The organism is Pseudomonas sp. 2(2015), from assembly GCF_000955865.1.
GTDB lineage: Bacteria > Pseudomonadota > Gammaproteobacteria > Pseudomonadales > Pseudomonadaceae > Aquipseudomonas.
In genome coordinates, this window is the sequence record NZ_JYOF01000017.1 from 1 (window position 1) to 16714 (window position 16714).

Here is a 16714-nt window from a genome sequence, read left to right on the forward strand (position 1 = left end):
AAATTCCGAAACCCCTATCTGCGCATGCAGGTAGGGGTTTTGTCTTTCTGGCGATTTAACTGCTAGTCGCGATCCCTGTGGGAGCCGGCCTTGCCGGCGATGCAGACGCCACCGCTCTATCGGTTAGAATAGCGCCCTCGCGTTGACTCAGAAGTTCACTATGTCAGAACCTGCCGACCCCCATCAGCTCGCCGACCTGCCCCTGGAAGACCTGGTGGCCTGTCACGAATGCGACCTGCTGATGCGCAAGCCTGTGCTCAAGCAAGACGAAAAGGCCCACTGCCCGCGCTGTGGCTACGAGCTCTACGCCCATCGACACAATGTGGTCCAGCGCAGCCTGGCCCTGGTGCTGGCCGCCTTGCTGCTATACGTACCGGCCAACTTCCTGCCGATCATGCAACTGCACCTGTTGGGGCAAACCTCCAACGATACGGTCTGGAGCGGCGTGGTCGGGCTGTACAACACCGGTATGCGCGGCGTAGCGGTGGTGGTGTTTCTCTGCAGCATGGCGATTCCCTTGCTCAAACTGTTGTGCCAGCTGGCAGTGCTATTGAGCATTCGCCTGAACGTCGGTCGCAGTTACGGTTTGTTGCTTTATCGGATTTATCACCATCTACGCGATTGGGGCATGCTCGAGGTCTATTTCATGGGCGTGCTGGTGGCGATGGTCAAGCTGGTCGACCTGGCTGAGCTCAGCCTCGGCCTGGGCCTGGCCTGCTTTATCAGTTTGTTGTTGGTGCAGGTGTGGCTGGAGGTGGTGATGTCGCCCCACCAGATATGGAGTGCTTTATCGGGGGAAGACCTGCATGCGTGCGATTGATGCCGGGATTCTGGTTTGTGGCGAATGCCATGAACTGAATCGCCAGGAGCCGGACAGTGACGCGCAAACCTGCACCCGCTGTGGTGCGGTGGTGCACGCCCGGCGGCCAAACAGCCTGGTGCGAACCTGGGCGTTGCTGATTACTTCGGCAATCTTGTACATCCCGGCCAACGTGTTGCCGATCATGACCGTCAGCGCTCTGGGGCAGGGTAGCCCGGACACAATAATGTCCGGCGTCATCACCCTGATGAAGCACGGCATGCTGCCGATCGCCGCAGTGGTGTTCATCGCCAGTATTCTGGTGCCGACTTTCAAGCTGGTCGGCATTGCCCTGCTGCTCTATTCGGTGCAGCGCCACCAACCGTTGTCGGCCCGGCAACGGATCCTGATGTACCGCTTCATCGAATTCATCGGACGCTGGTCGATGCTGGATATTTTCGTGATCGCCATTCTGGTGGCGGTGGTGAATTTCGGCAGGATCGCCAGTGTCGAAGCCAATCTGGGCGCCGTCGCCTTCGCCAGTGTGGTGATTCTGACGATGCTCGCTGCAGTAACCTTCGATCCCCGACTGATTTGGGATAACACGGAGTCGGATGACGACCATGAGTGATTTGCCTACGGCTAAAACCCGCCCAGCTTCGAACTGGTCGGCCATATGGATATTGCCCCTGATCGCCCTGGTGATTGGTGGCTGGCTTGGCTGGCAGGCCTATCGCGAGTCAGGTGTGAACATCCAGGTCCGCTTTGAGAGCGGTGAAGGTATCGTCGCCAACAAGACCGAAGTGGTCTTCAAGGGCATGTCGGTCGGTAAGGTGAAAGAGCTGGTGCTGGATGCCAAGGGCAGCAATACCGGGGTCATCGCCACCATCGAAATGAACAAGGAGGCCGAGCCGCACCTGAACACCGGTACGCGCTTCTGGCTGGTCAAACCGAGCGTCAGCCTGGCCGGGATCACTGGCCTGGAAACCCTGGTATCGGGCAACTACATTGCCGTCAGCCCGGGGCAGGGCGAGCCGACCAAGCGCTTCAAGGCACTGGATGAAGCGCCGCCGTTGTCCGACAGTGAGCCGGGCCTGCACCTGACCCTCAAGGCCGACCGCCTGGGTTCGCTCAACCGCGACAGCCCGGTGTTCTACAAGCAGATCCAGGTTGGCCGGGTGAAGAGCTATCGCCTCGCCGAAGACCAGGGCACGGTCGAGATCAAGGTGTTCATCGAGCCGGCCTACGCCGACCTGGTGCGCAAACACACGCGCTTCTGGAATGCCAGCGGCATCAGCATCGACGCCAACCTCTCCGGGGTGAAGGTACGCAGCGAGTCGCTGGCCAGCATCGTCGCCGGCGGTATTGCCTTCGCCACCCCCGAGCACCGCAAGGACAGCCCGCCCACCGATCCGAACCTGCCGTTTCGCTTGTACGAAGACTTTGATGCGGCCCAGGCCGGGATTCGCGTCAAGGTCAAGTTGAGCGACTTCGAGGGCCTGCAGGCCGGGCGTACCCCGGTGATGTACAAAGGCATCCAGGTCGGCTCGCTGAAGACCCTCAAGGTCGATCCCGACCTGGCCAGTGCCATGGCCGAGCTGACCCTCGATCCGCTGGCCGAAGACTACCTGGTCGATGGTACGCAGTTCTGGGTGGTCAAGCCATCGATCTCCCTCGCCGGTATTACCGGCCTGGAAGCGCTGGTCAAGGGTAACTACATTGCCATCCGCCCGGGCGACAAGGGCGCGACGCCGCAGCGCGAGTTCGAGGCGCGAGCCAAGGCACCGCCGCTGGACCTCAAGGCGCCCGGCCTGCACCTGGTGCTGTACAGCGACAACCTTGGCTCGCTGGAAGTCGGCAGCCCGATCCTCTACCGCCAGGTCAAGGTCGGTACGGTGCAGAGCTACCAGTTCTCGAAGAAGAGCAAGCGCCTGCTGATCGGTGTGCATATCGAGAAAGAGTACGCCGGCCTGGTCAACGGTTCGACGCGCTTCTGGAATGCCAGCGGCATTACCTTGAGCGGCGGTCTGTCGGGCATCCAGATCAAGAGTGAATCGCTGCAGAGCCTGATGGCTGGCGGTATCGCCTTCGACACACCGATCCCGAATGTGAAGCTCAAGCGCCGCATTCCGTTCTTCCGCCTCAATGAAAGCCAGGAAGCGGCCAACCGCAGCGGTACCACGGTGACCATCCGCGTCGATCGCGCAGACGGCCTCAAGGTTGGCACGCCGGTTCGCTTCAAGGGCCTGGATGTCGGCAAAGTCGAACAGGTCGACCTGACCAATGATTTGCAGGCGGTGCTACTCAAGGCGCGGATCACCGAAGTGCCGGAGCGTATCGCCCGCGAAGGTACGCAGTTCTGGGTGGTCAAGCCGGCCCTGGGCATCGTCAAGACCGCCAACCTGGAAACCCTGGTCACCGGCCAGTACCTGGAAGTGCAGCCGGCAGTCAGAAGCACGGGGCCGCAGCTCAACTTCAATGCCTTGCCCCAGGCGCCGGATTTCTCCGAGCGTGAAGCCGGGTTGTCACTGGTGCTCAGTGCTGCGCGGCGGGGTTCGATCAAGCCGGGCGTACCGGTTACCTACCGCGAGATTCCGGTCGGCAAGGTCACCGGATTTGAATTGGGCCAGACCGCCGACCGGGTACTGATCCATATTCTGATCGAGCCCAAGTATGCAGCGCTGGTGCGTGGCGGTAGCCGTTTCTGGAACAGCAGCGGCTTCGGCTTCGATATCGGCCTGTTCAAGGGCGCGACGGTGCGTACCGAGTCGCTGGAGACCCTGATAGAAGGCGGCATCGCCTTCGCCACGCCAGACGGCGAGAGGATGGGCAATCCGGCGCGGCCGCAGCAGACCTTCGCCCTGTTCGACAAGGCCGAGGATGAATGGCTGCAGTGGGCACCGAAGATTCAGATTGGTAAGTAGTCGCTAGCCATCGCGGGTCAAGCCCGCTCCTACACAAACTTGTAGGAGCGGGCTTGACCCGCGATGCTTTTCTGCCCGCAACACAAATCACAGGCAATAAAAAACCGACCCTAGGGTCGGTTTTTCAACAAGCATGTCGCTTAGGCAGCTGCAGCTTCTTTCAGCGCCTTGATGTGGCCATTCAGACGGCCTTTATGGCGAGCAGCCTTGTTCTTGTGGATGATACCTTTATCGGCCATACGGTCGATAACTGGAACAGCCAGAGTGTAAGCAGCTTGCGCTTTTTCGGCGTCTTTTGCGTCGATGGCTTTAACTACATTCTTGATGTAGGTACGAACCATGGAACGCAGGCTGGCGTTGTGGCTGCGACGCTTCTCAGCCTGTTTTGCACGTTTTTTGGCGGAAGGTGAGTTGGCCACCGTCGAGCTCCTCGAAAGACTTGGTAAATAGCAAACAAAATAGGCCGCGAATCATGCCGATGAGTTGATCGGTTGTCAAGGGCACTTGCATGGTTCCGCTGAGTGGTCGTTCTGTACAAGGGAGTGATTCCCTTCTGCGGTACGACCTGTAAACTCGGGAGCTTTTGCTCTGCTTGCGTTGCGGCGCGGAGTATCGCACAACTGGGCGCGTTGCGGCACAGCCCTTTATCCTCAGGCGTGAAAAACTTTCGATGAATCTTCTTAAATCCCTGGCCGCGGTCAGTTCCATCACCATGATCTCGCGGGTGCTGGGCTTTGTCCGCGACACCATCCTGGCGCGGGTATTCGGTGCCGGCGTGGCCACAGACGCCTTCTTCATTGCCTTCAAGCTGCCCAACCTGCTGCGGCGCATCTTTGCCGAAGGCGCGTTTTCCCAGGCGTTCGTGCCGATTCTGGCCGAATACAAGACCCAGCAAGGCGAGGAGGCGACCCGCACCTTCATCGCCTATGTCAGTGGCCTGCTGACCCTGGTGCTGGCCCTGGTCACCGCCCTGGGTATCCTCGCCGCGCCCTGGGTGGTGTGGGTAACAGCCCCAGGCTTTGTCGACAGCACAGAAAAATACCAGCTGACCACCGACCTGCTGCGGGTGACCTTTCCTTATATATTGCTGATCTCGCTGTCATCGCTGGCCGGCGCCATCCTCAATACCTGGAACCGCTTTTCGGTGCCGGCCTTCGTGCCGACCCTGCTCAACGTGGCGATGATCGGCTTTACCCTGTTCCTCACGCCATATTTCGACCCGCCGATCATGGCCCTGGCCTGGGGCGTGCTGGCTGGCGGCCTGGCGCAGCTTCTGTACCAGCTGCCGCACCTGAAGAAGATCGGCATGCTCGTGCTGCCGCGCCTGAACCTGCGCGACAGCGGTGTATGGCGAGTGCTCAAGCAGATGCTGCCGGCGATCCTCGGGGTTTCGGTAAGCCAGATCTCGCTGATCATCAACACCATCTTCGCCTCGTTCCTGGTCGCAGGTTCGGTGTCGTGGATGTACTACGCCGACCGCCTGATGGAGCTGCCTTCCGGAGTGCTGGGTGTAGCCCTGGGTACCATCCTGCTGCCCACCCTGGCCAAGACCTACGCCAACCGCGACCGGCACGAATACTCGCGGATCCTCGACTGGGGCCTGCGCCTGTGCTTTTTGCTGGTGCTGCCCTGCACCCTGGCCATGGCGATCCTGGCCGAGCCGCTGACCGTGGCGTTGTTCCAATACGGTAAATTCAGCGCCTTCGATGCGGCCATGACCCAGCGTGCGCTGATTGCCTATTCCCTCGGGCTGCTGGCGATTATCCTGGTCAAGGTCCTGGCCCCTGGCTTCTACGCCCAGCAGAACATTCGTACTCCAGTGAAGATCGCCATCTTCACCCTGGTCTGCACCCAGCTGTTCAACCTGGCCTTCATCAGCCACCTGCAGCACGCCGGCCTAGCCCTGGCCATCAGCCTCGGCGCCTGCCTGAACGCCGGCCTGCTGTACTGGAAGCTACGCCAGCAGCAGTTGTTCCAGCCACAACCGGGCTGGGCCAAGTTCCTCGCCAAGTTGGTGGTGGCAGTGCTGCTGATGTCGGCGGTGTTGCTGGTGGGCATGCACTACATGCCGGCCTGGGCCGAAGGGCAGATGCTTGAGCGCTTTCTGCGCCTTGGCGCGCTGATCCTGGCCGGAGTCGTGACCTATTTCGGCTGTCTGCTGCTGTTCGGATTCCGCCCGCGTGACTTCGCCCGCAAGGCGTTGCATTAAGGCGTAACGGCGGTCAGACGTCGGTTTTACACATTCCACGCCACGGGGTGACGCTGCTGCCTGTCGTCAGCGCCCGGGTGTGGTTATAATCGACCACTTTATGAGCAAGAAGCGCGTTATGCAGCTGGTTCGAGGCCTCCACAACCTGCGCCCCCAGCACCGGGGCTGTGTCGCCACTATTGGCAACTTCGACGGTGTTCACCGCGGCCACCAGGCAATCCTGGCGCGCCTGCGTGAGCGAGCGGACGAGTTGGGCGTGCCCAGCTGCGTGGTGATTTTCGAGCCACAGCCGCGTGAATACTTTGCCCCCGACACTGCGCCCGCACGCCTGGCGCGCCTGCGCGACAAGGTCGCCCTGCTGGCCGCCGCCGGTGTCGACCGGGTGCTGTGCCTGGCGTTCAACCAGCGCCTGAGCAAGCTCAGCGCCGCCGAGTTCGTCGACACCATCCTGGTCGATGGCCTGGGCGTGAAGCACCTGGAAGTGGGCGACGATTTCCGCTTTGGCTGCGACCGGGTTGGCGACTTCGACTTCCTCGAGCAGGCCGGTATCCTTCAGGGCTTTACCGTCGAAGCGGCGCAAACCGTCGAACTCGATGGCCTGCGGGTCAGCAGCACGCAAGTGCGCGATGCCCTGGCCAATGCCGATTTCGCCCTGGCCGAGCGTTTGCTGGGGCGGCCGTTCCGCATCCGCGGGCGCGTGCTGCACGGGCAGAAGCTGGCACGCCAGCTGGGTACCCCGACAGCCAACATCCAGCTCAAGCGCCATCGGGTACCGCTTACCGGGGTTTACCTGGTCAGCGTCGAGGTCGATGGCAAGAACTGGCCGGGCGTCGCCAACATTGGTGTACGGCCCACCGTTTCAGGTGATGGCAAAGCCCACCTGGAAGTACATCTTCTGGATTTTGCCGGCGATCTCTATGGCCGGCGTCTGACGGTGGAATTCCACCACAAGCTGCGTGAAGAGCAGCGATTCGCCTCCCTGGAGGCGCTGAAGTCGGCGATCGATGCGGATATCGCCGCCGCACGTGCCCATTGGCACGGTCAACCGCTAACGAAGAGCCTGAAATGACCGACTATAAAGCCACGCTAAACCTTCCGGACACCGCCTTCCCGATGAAGGCCGGCCTGCCACAGCGCGAACCGCAGATCCTGCAGCGCTGGGACAGCATTGGCCTGTACCAGAAGCTGCGCGAAATTGGCAAGGATCGTCCGAAGTTCGTGCTGCACGACGGCCCGCCCTACGCCAACGGCAAGATCCACATCGGTCATGCGCTGAACAAGATTCTCAAGGACATGATTGTCCGCTCCAAGACCCTGTCCGGTTTCGACGCCCCGTACGTCCCGGGCTGGGACTGCCATGGCCTGCCGATCGAGCACAAGGTCGAAGTGACCCACGGCAAGCACCTGAGCGCCGACCAGACCCGCGAGCTGTGCCGCGCCTACGCCGCCGAGCAGATCGAAGGGCAGAAGACCGAGTTCATCCGCCTGGGTGTGCTGGGCGACTGGGAAAACCCCTACAAGACCATGAACTTCGCCAACGAAGCCGGTGAAATCCGCGCGCTGGCCGAAATGGTCAAGCACGGCTTCGTGTTCAAGGGCCTGAAACCGGTCAACTGGTGTTTCGATTGCGGTTCGGCCCTGGCCGAAGCCGAGGTCGAGTACGCCGATAAAAAATCGCAGACCATCGACGTCGCCTTCCCGGTGGTCGATGAGGCCAAGCTGGCCGCCGCGTTCGGCCTGGCTTCGCTGGCCAAGCCTGCCTCGATCGTGATCTGGACCACCACCCCGTGGACCATCCCGGCCAACCAGGCGCTGAACGTCCACCCGGAGTTCAAGTACGCCCTGGTCGATACCGGCGACAAGCTGCTGGTGCTGGCTGAAGAGCTGGTCGAGTCGTGCCTGAAGCGTTACTCGCTGGAAGGTTCGGTGATCGCCACCGCGCCAGGCTCGGCGCTTGAGCTGATCAACTTCCGTCACCCGTTCTACGATCGCCTGTCGCCGGTATACCTGGCCGACTACGTCGAGCTGGGCGCCGGTACCGGTGTGGTGCACTCCGCGCCAGCCTACGGTGAAGACGACTTCGTCACCTGCAAACGCTACGGCATGGTCAACGACGACATCCTCACCCCGGTGCAGAGCAACGGCGTGTACGTGCCGTCGCTGGAATTCTTCGGCGGCCAGTTCATCTGGAAGGCCAACCCGGCCATCGTCGAAAAACTCTCGGAAGTCGGTGCGCTGATGCACACCGAAACCATCAGCCACAGCTACATGCACTGCTGGCGCCACAAGACTCCGTTGATCTACCGCGCCACCGCGCAATGGTTCGTCGGCATGGACAAGCAGCCCGACAACGGCGACACCCTGCGCAAGCGTGCGGTCAAGGCCATCGAAGAGACCAAGTTCGTCCCGGCCTGGGGCCAGGCGCGCCTGCACTCGATGATCGCCAACCGTCCGGACTGGTGCATCTCGCGTCAGCGCAACTGGGGCGTACCGATCCCGTTCTTCCTCAACAAGCAGTCCGGCGAGCTGCACCCGCGCACCGTCGAGCTGATGGAAGAAGTGGCCAAGCGTGTCGAGAAAGAAGGCATCGAAGCCTGGTTCAAGCTCGACGCCGCCGAACTGCTCGGTGACGAGGCCGGCCAGTACGACAAGATCGCCGACACCCTCGACGTCTGGTTCGACTCCGGTACCACCCACTGGCACGTGCTGCGTGGCTCGCACAGCATCGGCCACGAAACCGGCCCGCGCGCCGACCTGTACCTGGAAGGTTCCGACCAGCACCGCGGCTGGTTCCATTCCTCGCTGCTGACCGGTTGTGCCATCGACAACCACGCACCGTACCGCGAGCTGCTGACGCACGGCTTCACCGTCGACGAGAACGGTCGCAAGATGTCCAAGTCGCTGGGTAACACCATCGAGCCGCAGAAGGTCAACGACACCCTGGGTGCCGACATCCTGCGCCTGTGGGTTTCGGCCACCGACTACTCCGGCGAGATGGCGGTTTCCGAGCAGATCCTGCAGCGCAGCGCCGACGCCTACCGGCGTATCCGCAACACCGCGCGCTTCCTGCTCTCCAACCTGTCCGGCTTCGACCCGGCCCGCGACCTGTTGCCGGCCGAAGACATGCTGGCGCTGGACCGCTGGGCGGTCGACCGTACCCTGCTGCTGCAGCGCGAGCTGGAAGAGCACTACGGCGAATACCGCTTCTGGAACGTCTACTCGAAGATCCACAACTTCTGCGTGCAGGAGCTGGGCGGCTTCTACCTGGACATCATCAAGGACCGTCAGTACACCACTGGCGCCAACAGTGTTGCCCGTCGTTCCTGCCAGACCGCGCTGTACCACATCAGCGAAGCGCTGGTGCGCTGGATCGCGCCGATCCTGGCGTTCACCGCCGACGAGCTGTGGCAGTACCTGCCGGGCGAACGCAACGAGTCGGTGATGCTCAACACCTGGTATGAAGGCCTGAGCGAGCTGCCGGAAGGCTTCGAGCTGGGTCGCGCCTACTGGGAACGCATCATGGCCGCCAAAACCGCGGTCAACAAAGAACTGGAAAACCAGCGTGCGGCCAAGGCCATCGGTGGCAACCTGCAAGCCGAAGTCACCCTGTTCGCCGACGACGCCCTGAGCGCCGACCTGAACAAGCTGGGCGACGAGCTGCGCTTCGTGCTGATCACCTCGGCGGCCAGCGTTGCGCCATTCGCCCAGGCGCCAGCCGATGCGGTCGAGACCGAAGTCCCGGGCCTGAAGCTGAAAGTGGTCAAGTCCGGCCACGCCAAGTGCGGTCGTTGCTGGCACTTCCGCGCGGACGTCGGCGCGAACCCGGAGCACCCGGAAATCTGCGCCCGTTGCGCCGACAACATCGGCGGCAAAGGCGAGGTGCGCCACTATGCCTAACCCTGGTGTGGGGCGCTTCGGGCGCCTCAGCTGGCTGTGGCTGAGCGTGCTGGTCCTGGTCCTCGACCAGGCCAGCAAGTTCTACTTCGAGGGCGCGCTGAGCCTGTACCAGCAGATCGTGGTCATTCCCGACTACTTCAGCTGGACCCTGGCCTACAACACCGGTGCCGCCTTCAGCTTCCTGGCTGACAGCTCCGGCTGGCAGCGCTGGCTGTTCGCCCTGATCGCCATAGTGGTCAGTGCCGTGCTGGTGGTCTGGCTCAAGCGCCTGGGGCGCAACGAGACCTGGCTGGCCGTCGCCCTGGCACTGGTGCTGGGGGGGGCGCTGGGCAACCTGTACGACCGCATCGTGCTCGGCCACGTAGTCGACTTCATCCTCGTGCACTGGCAGAACCGCTGGTACTTCCCGGCCTTCAACCTGGCCGACAGCGCCATTACCGTGGGTGCGGTGATGCTGGCGCTGGATATGTTCAAGAGCAAAAAGTCCGGAGAACCCGTCCATGACTGAGACCCGTATCGGCCAGAACACCGAAGTGACCCTGCACTTCGCACTGCACCTGGAAAACGGTGACACCGTCGACAGCACCTTCGACAAGGCGCCGGCGGTGTTCAAGGTCGGCGACGGCAATCTGCTGCCGGGCTTCGAAGCGGCGCTGTTCGGCTTCAAGAGCGGCGACAAGCGCACCGTGACCGTCAACCCGGAAAACGCCTTCGGCCAGCCAAACCCACAGAACGTGCAGGTCATGCCGCGTTCGCAGTTCCAGGACATGGAGTTGTCCGAGGGCCTGCTGGTGATCTTCAACGACGCCGCCAACGCCGAATTGCCCGGTGTGGTGAAAGCCTTCGATGATGCCCAGGTGACCATCGACTTCAACCATCCACTGGCCGGCAAGACCCTGAACTTCGAGGTGGAAATCCTCGCGGTCAAGGCCCTGTGAGCCTGGAGCCTGCCATGCAAATCAAACTCGCCAACCCCCGTGGCTTCTGTGCCGGTGTGGACCGGGCGATCGAGATCGTCAATCGTGCCCTCGAAGTGTTTGGCCCGCCGATCTATGTGCGTCACGAAGTGGTGCACAACAAGTTCGTGGTCGAAGACCTGCGCGCGCGCGGGGCGATTTTTGTCGAAGAACTCGACCAGGTGCCGGACGACGTCATCGTCATCTTCAGCGCCCACGGTGTTTCCCAGGCCGTGCGCCAGGAAGCGGCGGGGCGCGGCCTGAAGGTATTCGACGCGACCTGCCCACTGGTCACCAAGGTGCATATCGAGGTGGCGCGCTACAGCCGTGACGGCCGCGAGTGCATCCTGATCGGCCACGAAGGCCACCCGGAAGTCGAAGGCACCATGGGCCAGTACGACACCAGCAACGGTGGCGCCATCTACCTGGTCGAAGACGAGGAGGATGTTGCCAGCCTGCAGGTCAACGACCCGGACAAACTGGCCTTCGTCACCCAGACCACGCTGTCGATGGACGACACCAGCCGGGTGATCGATGCCCTGCGCGCGCGCTTCCCGAATATCGGCGGGCCGCGCAAGGACGACATCTGCTACGCCACCCAGAACCGCCAGGATGCGGTCAAGCAGCTGGCCAACGAATGCGACGTGGTCCTGGTGGTCGGCAGCCCGAACAGCTCCAACTCCAACCGCCTGCGTGAGCTGGCCGAGCGCATGTCGACCCCGGCCTACCTGATCGACGGCGCCGAAGACCTGCAAAAAAGCTGGTTCGATGGTGTTGAGCGCATTGGTATCACCGCCGGTGCTTCAGCCCCCGAGGTGCTGGTGCGTGGCGTGATCGAGCAACTGCGCGCCTGGGGTGCCACGGGTGCCGAAGAGCTTGATGGCCGCGAAGAGAACATCACCTTCTCGATGCCCAAAGAGCTGCGCGTACGCTCACTGATCTGACCCGCCCGCCGCGCACAGCGGCTGCTCGCCGGGCTCCTCACGCAGGCTGACCCGGCCTGTGTGCGCCAGTACCACCCGGTACTGGCTGTAAGGATCGGGGCGCTGGCAAATGAACAGCGTCCCGGCCTGAAACGCTCCCCCCGTGTGCAAGGGTACCCCCAGCCCGCTGAAGCGCACTTGCCGGGCCACCGGCTGATTGCCGACGATACTCACCCGCTCAAGCCGCTGTTCGTACAGCAGCAGTGGGCCATCCTGTTCCACGACCATGCGCCAGCCATTACTCCAGTTGTCTTCCAGCGCCTGCAGGCGAACCACCTGGTTGCGCAGCAAGGCCTCGCTGCGTGCGGTGCGCAGGGCCTGGGCCAGGTCCTTGGCGGCGGCGTGCTGTTGTAGCCCGCTGCTCATGGTGTTGTAGGCCGGCAGGCTGATGTGCGTGAGCATCCCCACCAGCGCTAGCGCGAACATCATTTGTATCAGTGTTACGCCCTGTTGCTTCACCGTGCATTCCTCCCTGGAAGTGCTTCTATAGAGTCAGGCCGGCGCACCGCAGCGTCCAGTCGGGCGGGTTGGCAAAGTGCTGGGGAAAAGTCGCAGGAGGTATGGCGCCATGGATGGCGGACGGCAACAAGGAATGAGCTTGCTCGAGGTGCTGCTGGCCATGCTGGTGCTGGGGCTGGGTGTGTTTGCTGCAGCGGCTGCGCAAGTGCGGGCGCTGCAGGCCACCGACAGTGCCTTGCACAGTACTCAGGCGGCGTATCTGCAGCATGGCGCGCTCGAACAAGCGCGCATCAACGCAGGGCCAGGCCGATGACCCGGCAAGCCGGCGTCGGCCTGGTCGAAGTGTTGCTGGCCCTCAGCCTCGGCTTGGTGCTGCTGCTCGGTGTCAGCCGTCTGTTTCTGGCGGCCACTTCGAACTGGCAGGCTCAGGGTATCGCCGCACAACTTCAGGAAGACGCGCGCCTGGCGTTGCAGCGCATGGCCCAGGATATTCGCATGAGCGGCATGTTCGGCTGCTTGCGTGCGGATGCAATCAGCCATGTGAACCCGTCCTCGGCACAGGCGTTTGCCCAACCGCTGGAGGTAATCCGCGCAGCGGACGGCCAATTGCAGCAATTGAGCCTGATCAGCGCCGAAGTCGCTGGCGCCGGTGGGCGGCCGAACTGGACGCTGGTCACCGATTGCATAAGCCAGGCGCGGGTCTATCCCGATGTCCAGGCGGCGCCGGCCGGGCACTTCGCGATACCGATACGACGCCAGACCTATCGCGTTGATGGCACCAGCCTGATGCTCGGCAGCGGCGCCAGCTATGCGCCGCTGATCGACAACCTTGGTGAACTGCGCGTCGACATCATCAGGCGAGATGCCAACGTAATTGCCGGGCTACGCCTGAGCATGACCTTGCTTGATCCGCTGGCGCGGGTAAGGCCGCAGCAGTATCAACTGACAGTGGCCCTGCGCAATGGCTAGGCCCGGCAGCCAGGGTGGGGTGGTCCTGCTGGTAAGCCTGGTGCTGCTGGGGCTGTTGGCTTTGCTCGGCGTCTCGGCGATGGTCAGCGCCACCTTGCAGGGGCGCATGGCCGGCAACCTGCAAGCAGCCTTGCACGGCCTCGAGCAGGCGGAGCAGGCCTTGCTGCTGGGAGAGTCGACCGTCGTCGGCGTGCTGCCATGCTCGTACTGTTTACCGCCGCCGGAAGCTGCACGGGTGCGGGCGCCTGGCGTCTACCGCGGCGAAGGGCCGACCTCCGGCCTGAGCTGGCAAGGCGGCGCCAGCGGCTTCCACCTGGTACAGAACCTTGGCCAGAGTACCCACGCCGCGCACTGGCCCGCCAACCTGTCCGTTACCTTGTACCGGATCACCGCCGTCAGCCACGCCGGGGCAGGGCGCAGCGTGCTCGAAAGCGTTTATGCACAGGCTGTAGAAGAGGGCGCCCAGCCACCCAGGCGCATTCTCTGGCGCCAGCTTCACTAGGAGTTCGACTTATGTCCACCCTGCAGAAAGGTTTGAGCCTGATTGAACTGTTGCTTGTCGTCGCCGTGGTCGGCATTCTGGCGGGCATTGCCTATCCCAGCTACAGCGAACAGGTCCGCAAGGCCGCACGCACGGAAATCGCCGGGTTGCTGTTCGAAAGCGCGCAACTGCTCGAACGTCACTATGCCCGCAGCGGCCAGTACGCCGACAGCGAAGCCCTGGTCACCCCATTGGCGCCCGGGACCGAGCACTACCGGCTGCAGGCCGTTCGTCATTCGACGTCATTCACCCTTACCGCCCGGCGCATTGGCGGTGGTTTGATGAACAGTGACCGCTGCGCCGATTTCGAACTCGACCAGGCCGGTGTGCGCCGCAATCCCGGCGCCGTTGATGGCGGCCGCGGCTGTTGGGGTGGCTGAGGTTTACTTCAGACGTTGGATCAATACATGACCAAGCAAGTAGTGATTGTCGGTGGCGGGGTAATCGGCCTGCTGACAGCGTTCAACCTGGCGGCCGAGGTCGAGCAGGTGGTGCTGTGTGACCGTGGCGCGCTCGGCCAGGAGTCTTCCTGGGCTGGCGGCGGCATCGTCTCGCCGCTGTACCCGTGGCGCTATAGCCCGGCGGTAACGGCCCTGGCGCATTGGTCGCAGGATTTTTATCCACAGCTGGGCGAGCGCCTGTTCGCCAGCACCGGGGTTGACCCTGAAGTGCACACCACCGGCCTGTACTGGCTGGACCTCGACGACGAAGCCGAAGCCCTGGCCTGGGCCAAGCGCGAAGGACGGCCGCTAAGTGCTGTGGATATCTCGGCGGCCTATGACGCGGTGCCGGTGCTGGGTGGCGGTTTCCGCCGCGCCATCTACATGGCCGGGGTTGCCAACGTGCGTAACCCACGCCTGGTCAAATCACTCAAGGCCGCCTTGCTGGCGCTGCCGAACGTGAGCATTCGCGAGCAGTGCGAAATCACCGGCTTCAGCCGTGAGGGCGAGCACATCACCGGGGTCGAGACTGCAACCGGGCCGATTCCGGCCGATCGCGTGGTGCTGACGGCTGGCGCCTGGAGCGGCGACTTACTGCGGCCATTGGGCCTGGAGCTGCCGGTGGAGCCGGTGAAAGGGCAGATGATCCTGTACAAGTGCGCCGAAGACTTTTTGCCGAGCATGGTGCTGGCCAAGGGGCGTTATGCGATCCCGCGGCGCGACGGGCATATTCTGGTGGGCAGTACCCTGGAGCATGCCGGTTACGACAAGACCCCGACCGACGAAGCGTTGGAAAGCCTCAAGGCATCGGCGGTGGAGCTGCTGCCGGCGCTGGCCGACGCCACCCCGGTGGCCCATTGGGCGGGGCTGCGGCCGGGTTCGCCTGAGGGCATTCCGTACATCGGCGAGGTGCCGGGCTATGCCGGGCTGTGGCTGAACTGCGGGCATTACCGCAATGGCCTGGTGCTGGCGCCGGCGTCCTGCCAGTTGTTTGCGGATTTGTTGCTGGGGCGTGAGCCAATCATTGATCCGGCGCCGTATGCGCCGGCTGGGCGGGTGGCTGCCCTTTAGGGCCCTATCGCTGGCAAGCCAGCTCCCACAGGAAAGCAGATATCTTCAGAGCCCTGCTGTGCCTGTGGGAGCTGGCTTGCCAGCGATGGCCGCGCCGCACAATCAGCGCTGCGCCCCAGGCCCCTGCTCCAGATGCGCCTGACTGCAATACCACTGCGCCCCGCGATGCAGCGCCCGGTCACTGGGCAAATGCACGCCGCAATGGGCGCAGCGGACCATCTTCAGCGGGTCTTCGAGGCTGTTGTTTTGCCCAGCAGCATTGCTGGCCTTGAACTTGCGCCACAGCCAGAAGGCAGCAGCAATCAGGGCAATCCAGAAAAGTAGGCGAACCATGGTGTCCAGCTTTGTCAGTGAAGAGCCTTCAGTCTAGGGCTCGGGCATGAAAAAAAGGAAGGCCTTGGCCTCCCTTTATCTTTTACACGATGGCTCAGTCGAACACACCGAAGGTCATGTAGCTGAACCAGGAGCGGTCTTCGTTGTTACCTTCCGCTTCGTGGTTTTCTTCTTCGATGACGTCACCGTTGGCATCTTTAGGCAGCAGCTCTTGCGGGATCGCGTCCTTGGCGTCCTGGTACTGCTTCACCACGTCCTGGTTGGCACGGGTTTCACCCGGCGGCAGCGGCGGGGCGGTATTGATCAGGCCCAGGGTGGCCTTGGACAGCCACGAGCGGTTGTCGGCTTCGTTCTGCTGCGGCACGAACTGGCCATCGACCAGGCTCGGGTGGTCCGGGTAGTTGAGCTTGAGGGTTTCCAGGCTGGTGGCCGCCAGTTCGTCCAGGTGCAGACGCATGTAGGCTTCGGTCATCACCGCCAGGCCGTCGCCGACCGATGGGGTTTCCTGGAAGTTCTCTACTACATAGCGGCCACGGTTGGCGGCAGCGACATAGGCCTGACGGGTCAGGTAGTAGTCGGCCACGTGGATTTCGTAGGAAGCCAGCAGGTTGCGCAGGTAGATCATGCGCTGCTTGGCGTCAGGCGAATAGCGGCTGTTGGGGAAGCGGCTGGTCAGCTGGGCGAATTCGTTGTACGAGTCGCGGGCAGCGCCCGGGTCACGCTTGGTCATGTCCAGCGGCAGGAAGCGCGCCAGCAGGCCGCGGTCCTGGTCGAACGAGGTCAGACCCTTGAGGTAGTAGGCGTAGTCGACGTTCGGATGCTGCGGATGCAAGCGAATGAAGCGCTCGGCGGCAGACTTGGCAGCCTCCGGTTCGGCGTTTTTATAGTTCGCGTAGATCAGCTCGAGCTGGGCCTGGTCGGCGTAGCGGCCGAACGGATAGCGCGATTCCAGAGCCTTCAGCTTGCTTGTGGCGCTGGTATAGCTGTGGTTGTCCAGGTCGGCCTGCGCCTGCTGGTACAGCTCGGCTTCGCTCAGGTTTTCGTCGACGACTTCCTTCGAAGAACAAGCAGCGGTCAGTCCGAGGATGGCGATCAGCAGCAGGTGTTTCACTTGCATGGCGGCTTGCGTCCCT

The 16714-nt window shown here is 62.8% G+C and carries 18 protein-coding genes; 14 read left to right on the forward strand and 4 right to left on the reverse strand.

Annotated features, from left to right (window positions below):
* Positions 1–160 precede the first annotated feature (160 nt).
* Genes UB48_RS21465 through UB48_RS21475 form a run of 3 tightly spaced genes read left to right on the forward strand, consistent with a single transcriptional unit; the run spans position 161 to position 3723 of the window.
* Positions 161–820 carry a paraquat-inducible protein A gene (locus tag UB48_RS21465; protein ID WP_045200780.1) on the forward strand — a complete coding sequence of 220 codons (660 nt, stop codon included), beginning with the start codon at positions 161–163 and terminating at the stop codon, positions 818–820.
* Complete coding sequence (locus UB48_RS21470) at positions 807–1430, forward strand: paraquat-inducible protein A (RefSeq protein ID WP_010220589.1); 624 nt, start codon at positions 807–809, stop codon at positions 1428–1430. Before UB48_RS21465 ends, UB48_RS21470 begins: the two co-directional genes overlap by 14 nt.
* Positions 1423–3723: a PqiB family protein gene (locus UB48_RS21475; RefSeq protein WP_045200782.1), complete on the forward strand. Its 2301-nt coding sequence runs from the start codon at positions 1423–1425 to the stop codon at positions 3721–3723. Before UB48_RS21470 ends, UB48_RS21475 begins: the two co-directional genes overlap by 8 nt.
* 140 nt (positions 3724–3863) lie before the next feature.
* On the opposite strand, the gene rpsT is transcribed toward UB48_RS21475, so the two are convergent.
* Positions 3864–4142 (reverse strand): 30S ribosomal protein S20, encoded by a 279-nt coding sequence (gene rpsT / locus UB48_RS21480; RefSeq protein ID WP_010220592.1) that lies wholly within the window; start codon positions 4140–4142, stop codon positions 3864–3866.
* A 251-nt stretch (positions 4143–4393) separates the two neighbouring features.
* On the opposite strand from rpsT, the gene murJ reads away from it, so the two are divergent.
* The 6 genes from murJ to ispH all read left to right on the forward strand — a co-directional run bounded on the left by murJ (position 4394) and on the right by ispH (position 11729).
* A complete protein-coding gene (gene murJ, locus UB48_RS21485) occupies positions 4394–5932 on the forward strand; it encodes a murein biosynthesis integral membrane protein MurJ (RefSeq protein WP_045200785.1) in 1539 nt (512 codons plus the stop codon).
* A 118-nt stretch (positions 5933–6050) separates the two neighbouring features.
* A complete protein-coding gene (gene ribF, locus UB48_RS21490) occupies positions 6051–7001 on the forward strand; it encodes a bifunctional riboflavin kinase/FAD synthetase (protein WP_045200788.1) in 951 nt (316 codons plus the stop codon).
* Positions 6998–9829, forward strand: a complete 2832-nt coding sequence (ileS, locus tag UB48_RS21495; protein WP_045200790.1) for an isoleucine--tRNA ligase — start codon at positions 6998–7000, stop codon at positions 9827–9829. Before ribF ends, ileS begins: the two co-directional genes overlap by 4 nt.
* Positions 9822–10337 (forward strand): signal peptidase II, encoded by a 516-nt coding sequence (lspA, locus tag UB48_RS21500; RefSeq protein WP_045200792.1) that lies wholly within the window; start codon positions 9822–9824, stop codon positions 10335–10337. The genes ileS and lspA overlap by 8 nt, the downstream gene beginning before the upstream one ends.
* The gene (gene fkpB / locus UB48_RS21505) at positions 10330–10767 is read left to right on the forward strand and encodes an FKBP-type peptidyl-prolyl cis-trans isomerase (protein ID WP_045200794.1); all 438 of its coding nucleotides are present in this window, start codon (positions 10330–10332) and stop codon (positions 10765–10767) included. Before lspA ends, fkpB begins: the two co-directional genes overlap by 8 nt.
* Positions 10768–10781: 14 nt before the next feature.
* Positions 10782–11729 carry a 4-hydroxy-3-methylbut-2-enyl diphosphate reductase gene (gene ispH / locus UB48_RS21510; RefSeq protein WP_045200796.1) on the forward strand — a complete coding sequence of 316 codons (948 nt, stop codon included), beginning with the start codon at positions 10782–10784 and terminating at the stop codon, positions 11727–11729.
* On the opposite strand, the gene UB48_RS21515 is transcribed toward ispH, so the two are convergent.
* Entirely contained in the window at positions 11718–12194 is a 477-nt protein-coding gene (locus UB48_RS21515; protein ID WP_275560509.1) for a GspH/FimT family protein, read from the reverse strand. The two genes, ispH and UB48_RS21515, sit on opposite strands and share 12 nt — an antisense overlap.
* 142 nt (positions 12195–12336) lie before the next feature.
* On the opposite strand from UB48_RS21515, the gene UB48_RS21520 reads away from it, so the two are divergent.
* Genes UB48_RS21520 through thiO form a run of 5 tightly spaced genes read left to right on the forward strand, consistent with a single transcriptional unit; the run spans position 12337 to position 15248 of the window.
* Entirely contained in the window at positions 12337–12540 is a 204-nt protein-coding gene (locus tag UB48_RS21520) for a prepilin-type N-terminal cleavage/methylation domain-containing protein (RefSeq protein WP_045200800.1), read from the forward strand.
* Entirely contained in the window at positions 12537–13196 is a 660-nt protein-coding gene (locus tag UB48_RS21525) for a PilW family protein (protein WP_045200803.1), read from the forward strand. Before UB48_RS21520 ends, UB48_RS21525 begins: the two co-directional genes overlap by 4 nt.
* Positions 13189–13698: a hypothetical protein gene (locus tag UB48_RS21530; protein ID WP_082075493.1), complete on the forward strand. Its 510-nt coding sequence runs from the start codon at positions 13189–13191 to the stop codon at positions 13696–13698. The genes UB48_RS21525 and UB48_RS21530 overlap by 8 nt, the downstream gene beginning before the upstream one ends.
* A 20-nt stretch (positions 13699–13718) precedes the next feature.
* Positions 13719–14117, forward strand: coding sequence for a type IV pilin protein (locus UB48_RS21535; protein ID WP_045200838.1), 399 nt, complete (start codon positions 13719–13721; stop codon positions 14115–14117).
* Between the two features lie 27 nt (positions 14118–14144).
* Positions 14145–15248, forward strand: a complete 1104-nt coding sequence (gene thiO / locus UB48_RS21540; RefSeq protein ID WP_045200807.1) for a glycine oxidase ThiO — start codon at positions 14145–14147, stop codon at positions 15246–15248.
* A gap of 102 nt (positions 15249–15350) precedes the next feature.
* On the opposite strand, the gene UB48_RS21545 is transcribed toward thiO, so the two are convergent.
* A complete protein-coding gene (locus UB48_RS21545) occupies positions 15351–15581 on the reverse strand; it encodes a PP0621 family protein (protein WP_038998721.1) in 231 nt (76 codons plus the stop codon).
* 94 nt (positions 15582–15675) lie between these two features.
* A complete protein-coding gene (locus UB48_RS21550; RefSeq protein WP_045200810.1) occupies positions 15676–16698 on the reverse strand; it encodes an outer membrane protein assembly factor BamD in 1023 nt (340 codons plus the stop codon).
* Between the last annotated feature and the right edge of the window lie 16 nt (positions 16699–16714).

Excerpts from the sequence above, each read along its gene's own strand:
- lspA (WP_045200792.1), top strand. The coding sequence starts at position 9,822 with ATGCCTAACCCTGGTGTGGGGCGCTTCGGGCGCCTCAGCTGGCTGTGG.
- UB48_RS21525 (WP_045200803.1), top strand. The coding sequence starts at position 12,537 with ATGACCCGGCAAGCCGGCGTCGGCCTGGTCGAAGTGTTGCTGGCCCTC.
- UB48_RS21550 (WP_045200810.1), bottom strand. The coding sequence starts at position 16,698 with ATGCAAGTGAAACACCTGCTGCTGATCGCCATCCTCGGACTGACCGCT.
- ispH (WP_045200796.1), top strand. The coding sequence starts at position 10,782 with ATGCAAATCAAACTCGCCAACCCCCGTGGCTTCTGTGCCGGTGTGGAC.
- UB48_RS21465 (WP_045200780.1), top strand. The coding sequence starts at position 161 with ATGTCAGAACCTGCCGACCCCCATCAGCTCGCCGACCTGCCCCTGGAA.
- UB48_RS21515 (WP_275560509.1), bottom strand. The coding sequence starts at position 12,194 with ATGTTCGCGCTAGCGCTGGTGGGGATGCTCACGCACATCAGCCTGCCG.
- UB48_RS21530 (WP_082075493.1), top strand. The coding sequence starts at position 13,189 with ATGGCTAGGCCCGGCAGCCAGGGTGGGGTGGTCCTGCTGGTAAGCCTG.
- fkpB (WP_045200794.1), top strand. The coding sequence starts at position 10,330 with ATGACTGAGACCCGTATCGGCCAGAACACCGAAGTGACCCTGCACTTC.
- ileS (WP_045200790.1), top strand. The coding sequence starts at position 6,998 with ATGACCGACTATAAAGCCACGCTAAACCTTCCGGACACCGCCTTCCCG.
- UB48_RS21520 (WP_045200800.1), top strand. The coding sequence starts at position 12,337 with ATGGATGGCGGACGGCAACAAGGAATGAGCTTGCTCGAGGTGCTGCTG.
- ribF (WP_045200788.1), top strand. The coding sequence starts at position 6,051 with ATGCAGCTGGTTCGAGGCCTCCACAACCTGCGCCCCCAGCACCGGGGC.
- thiO (WP_045200807.1), top strand. The coding sequence starts at position 14,145 with ATGACCAAGCAAGTAGTGATTGTCGGTGGCGGGGTAATCGGCCTGCTG.
- UB48_RS21475 (WP_045200782.1), top strand. The coding sequence starts at position 1,423 with ATGAGTGATTTGCCTACGGCTAAAACCCGCCCAGCTTCGAACTGGTCG.
- murJ (WP_045200785.1), top strand. The coding sequence starts at position 4,394 with ATGAATCTTCTTAAATCCCTGGCCGCGGTCAGTTCCATCACCATGATC.
- UB48_RS21545 (WP_038998721.1), bottom strand. The coding sequence starts at position 15,581 with ATGGTTCGCCTACTTTTCTGGATTGCCCTGATTGCTGCTGCCTTCTGG.
- UB48_RS21470 (WP_010220589.1), top strand. The coding sequence starts at position 807 with ATGCGTGCGATTGATGCCGGGATTCTGGTTTGTGGCGAATGCCATGAA.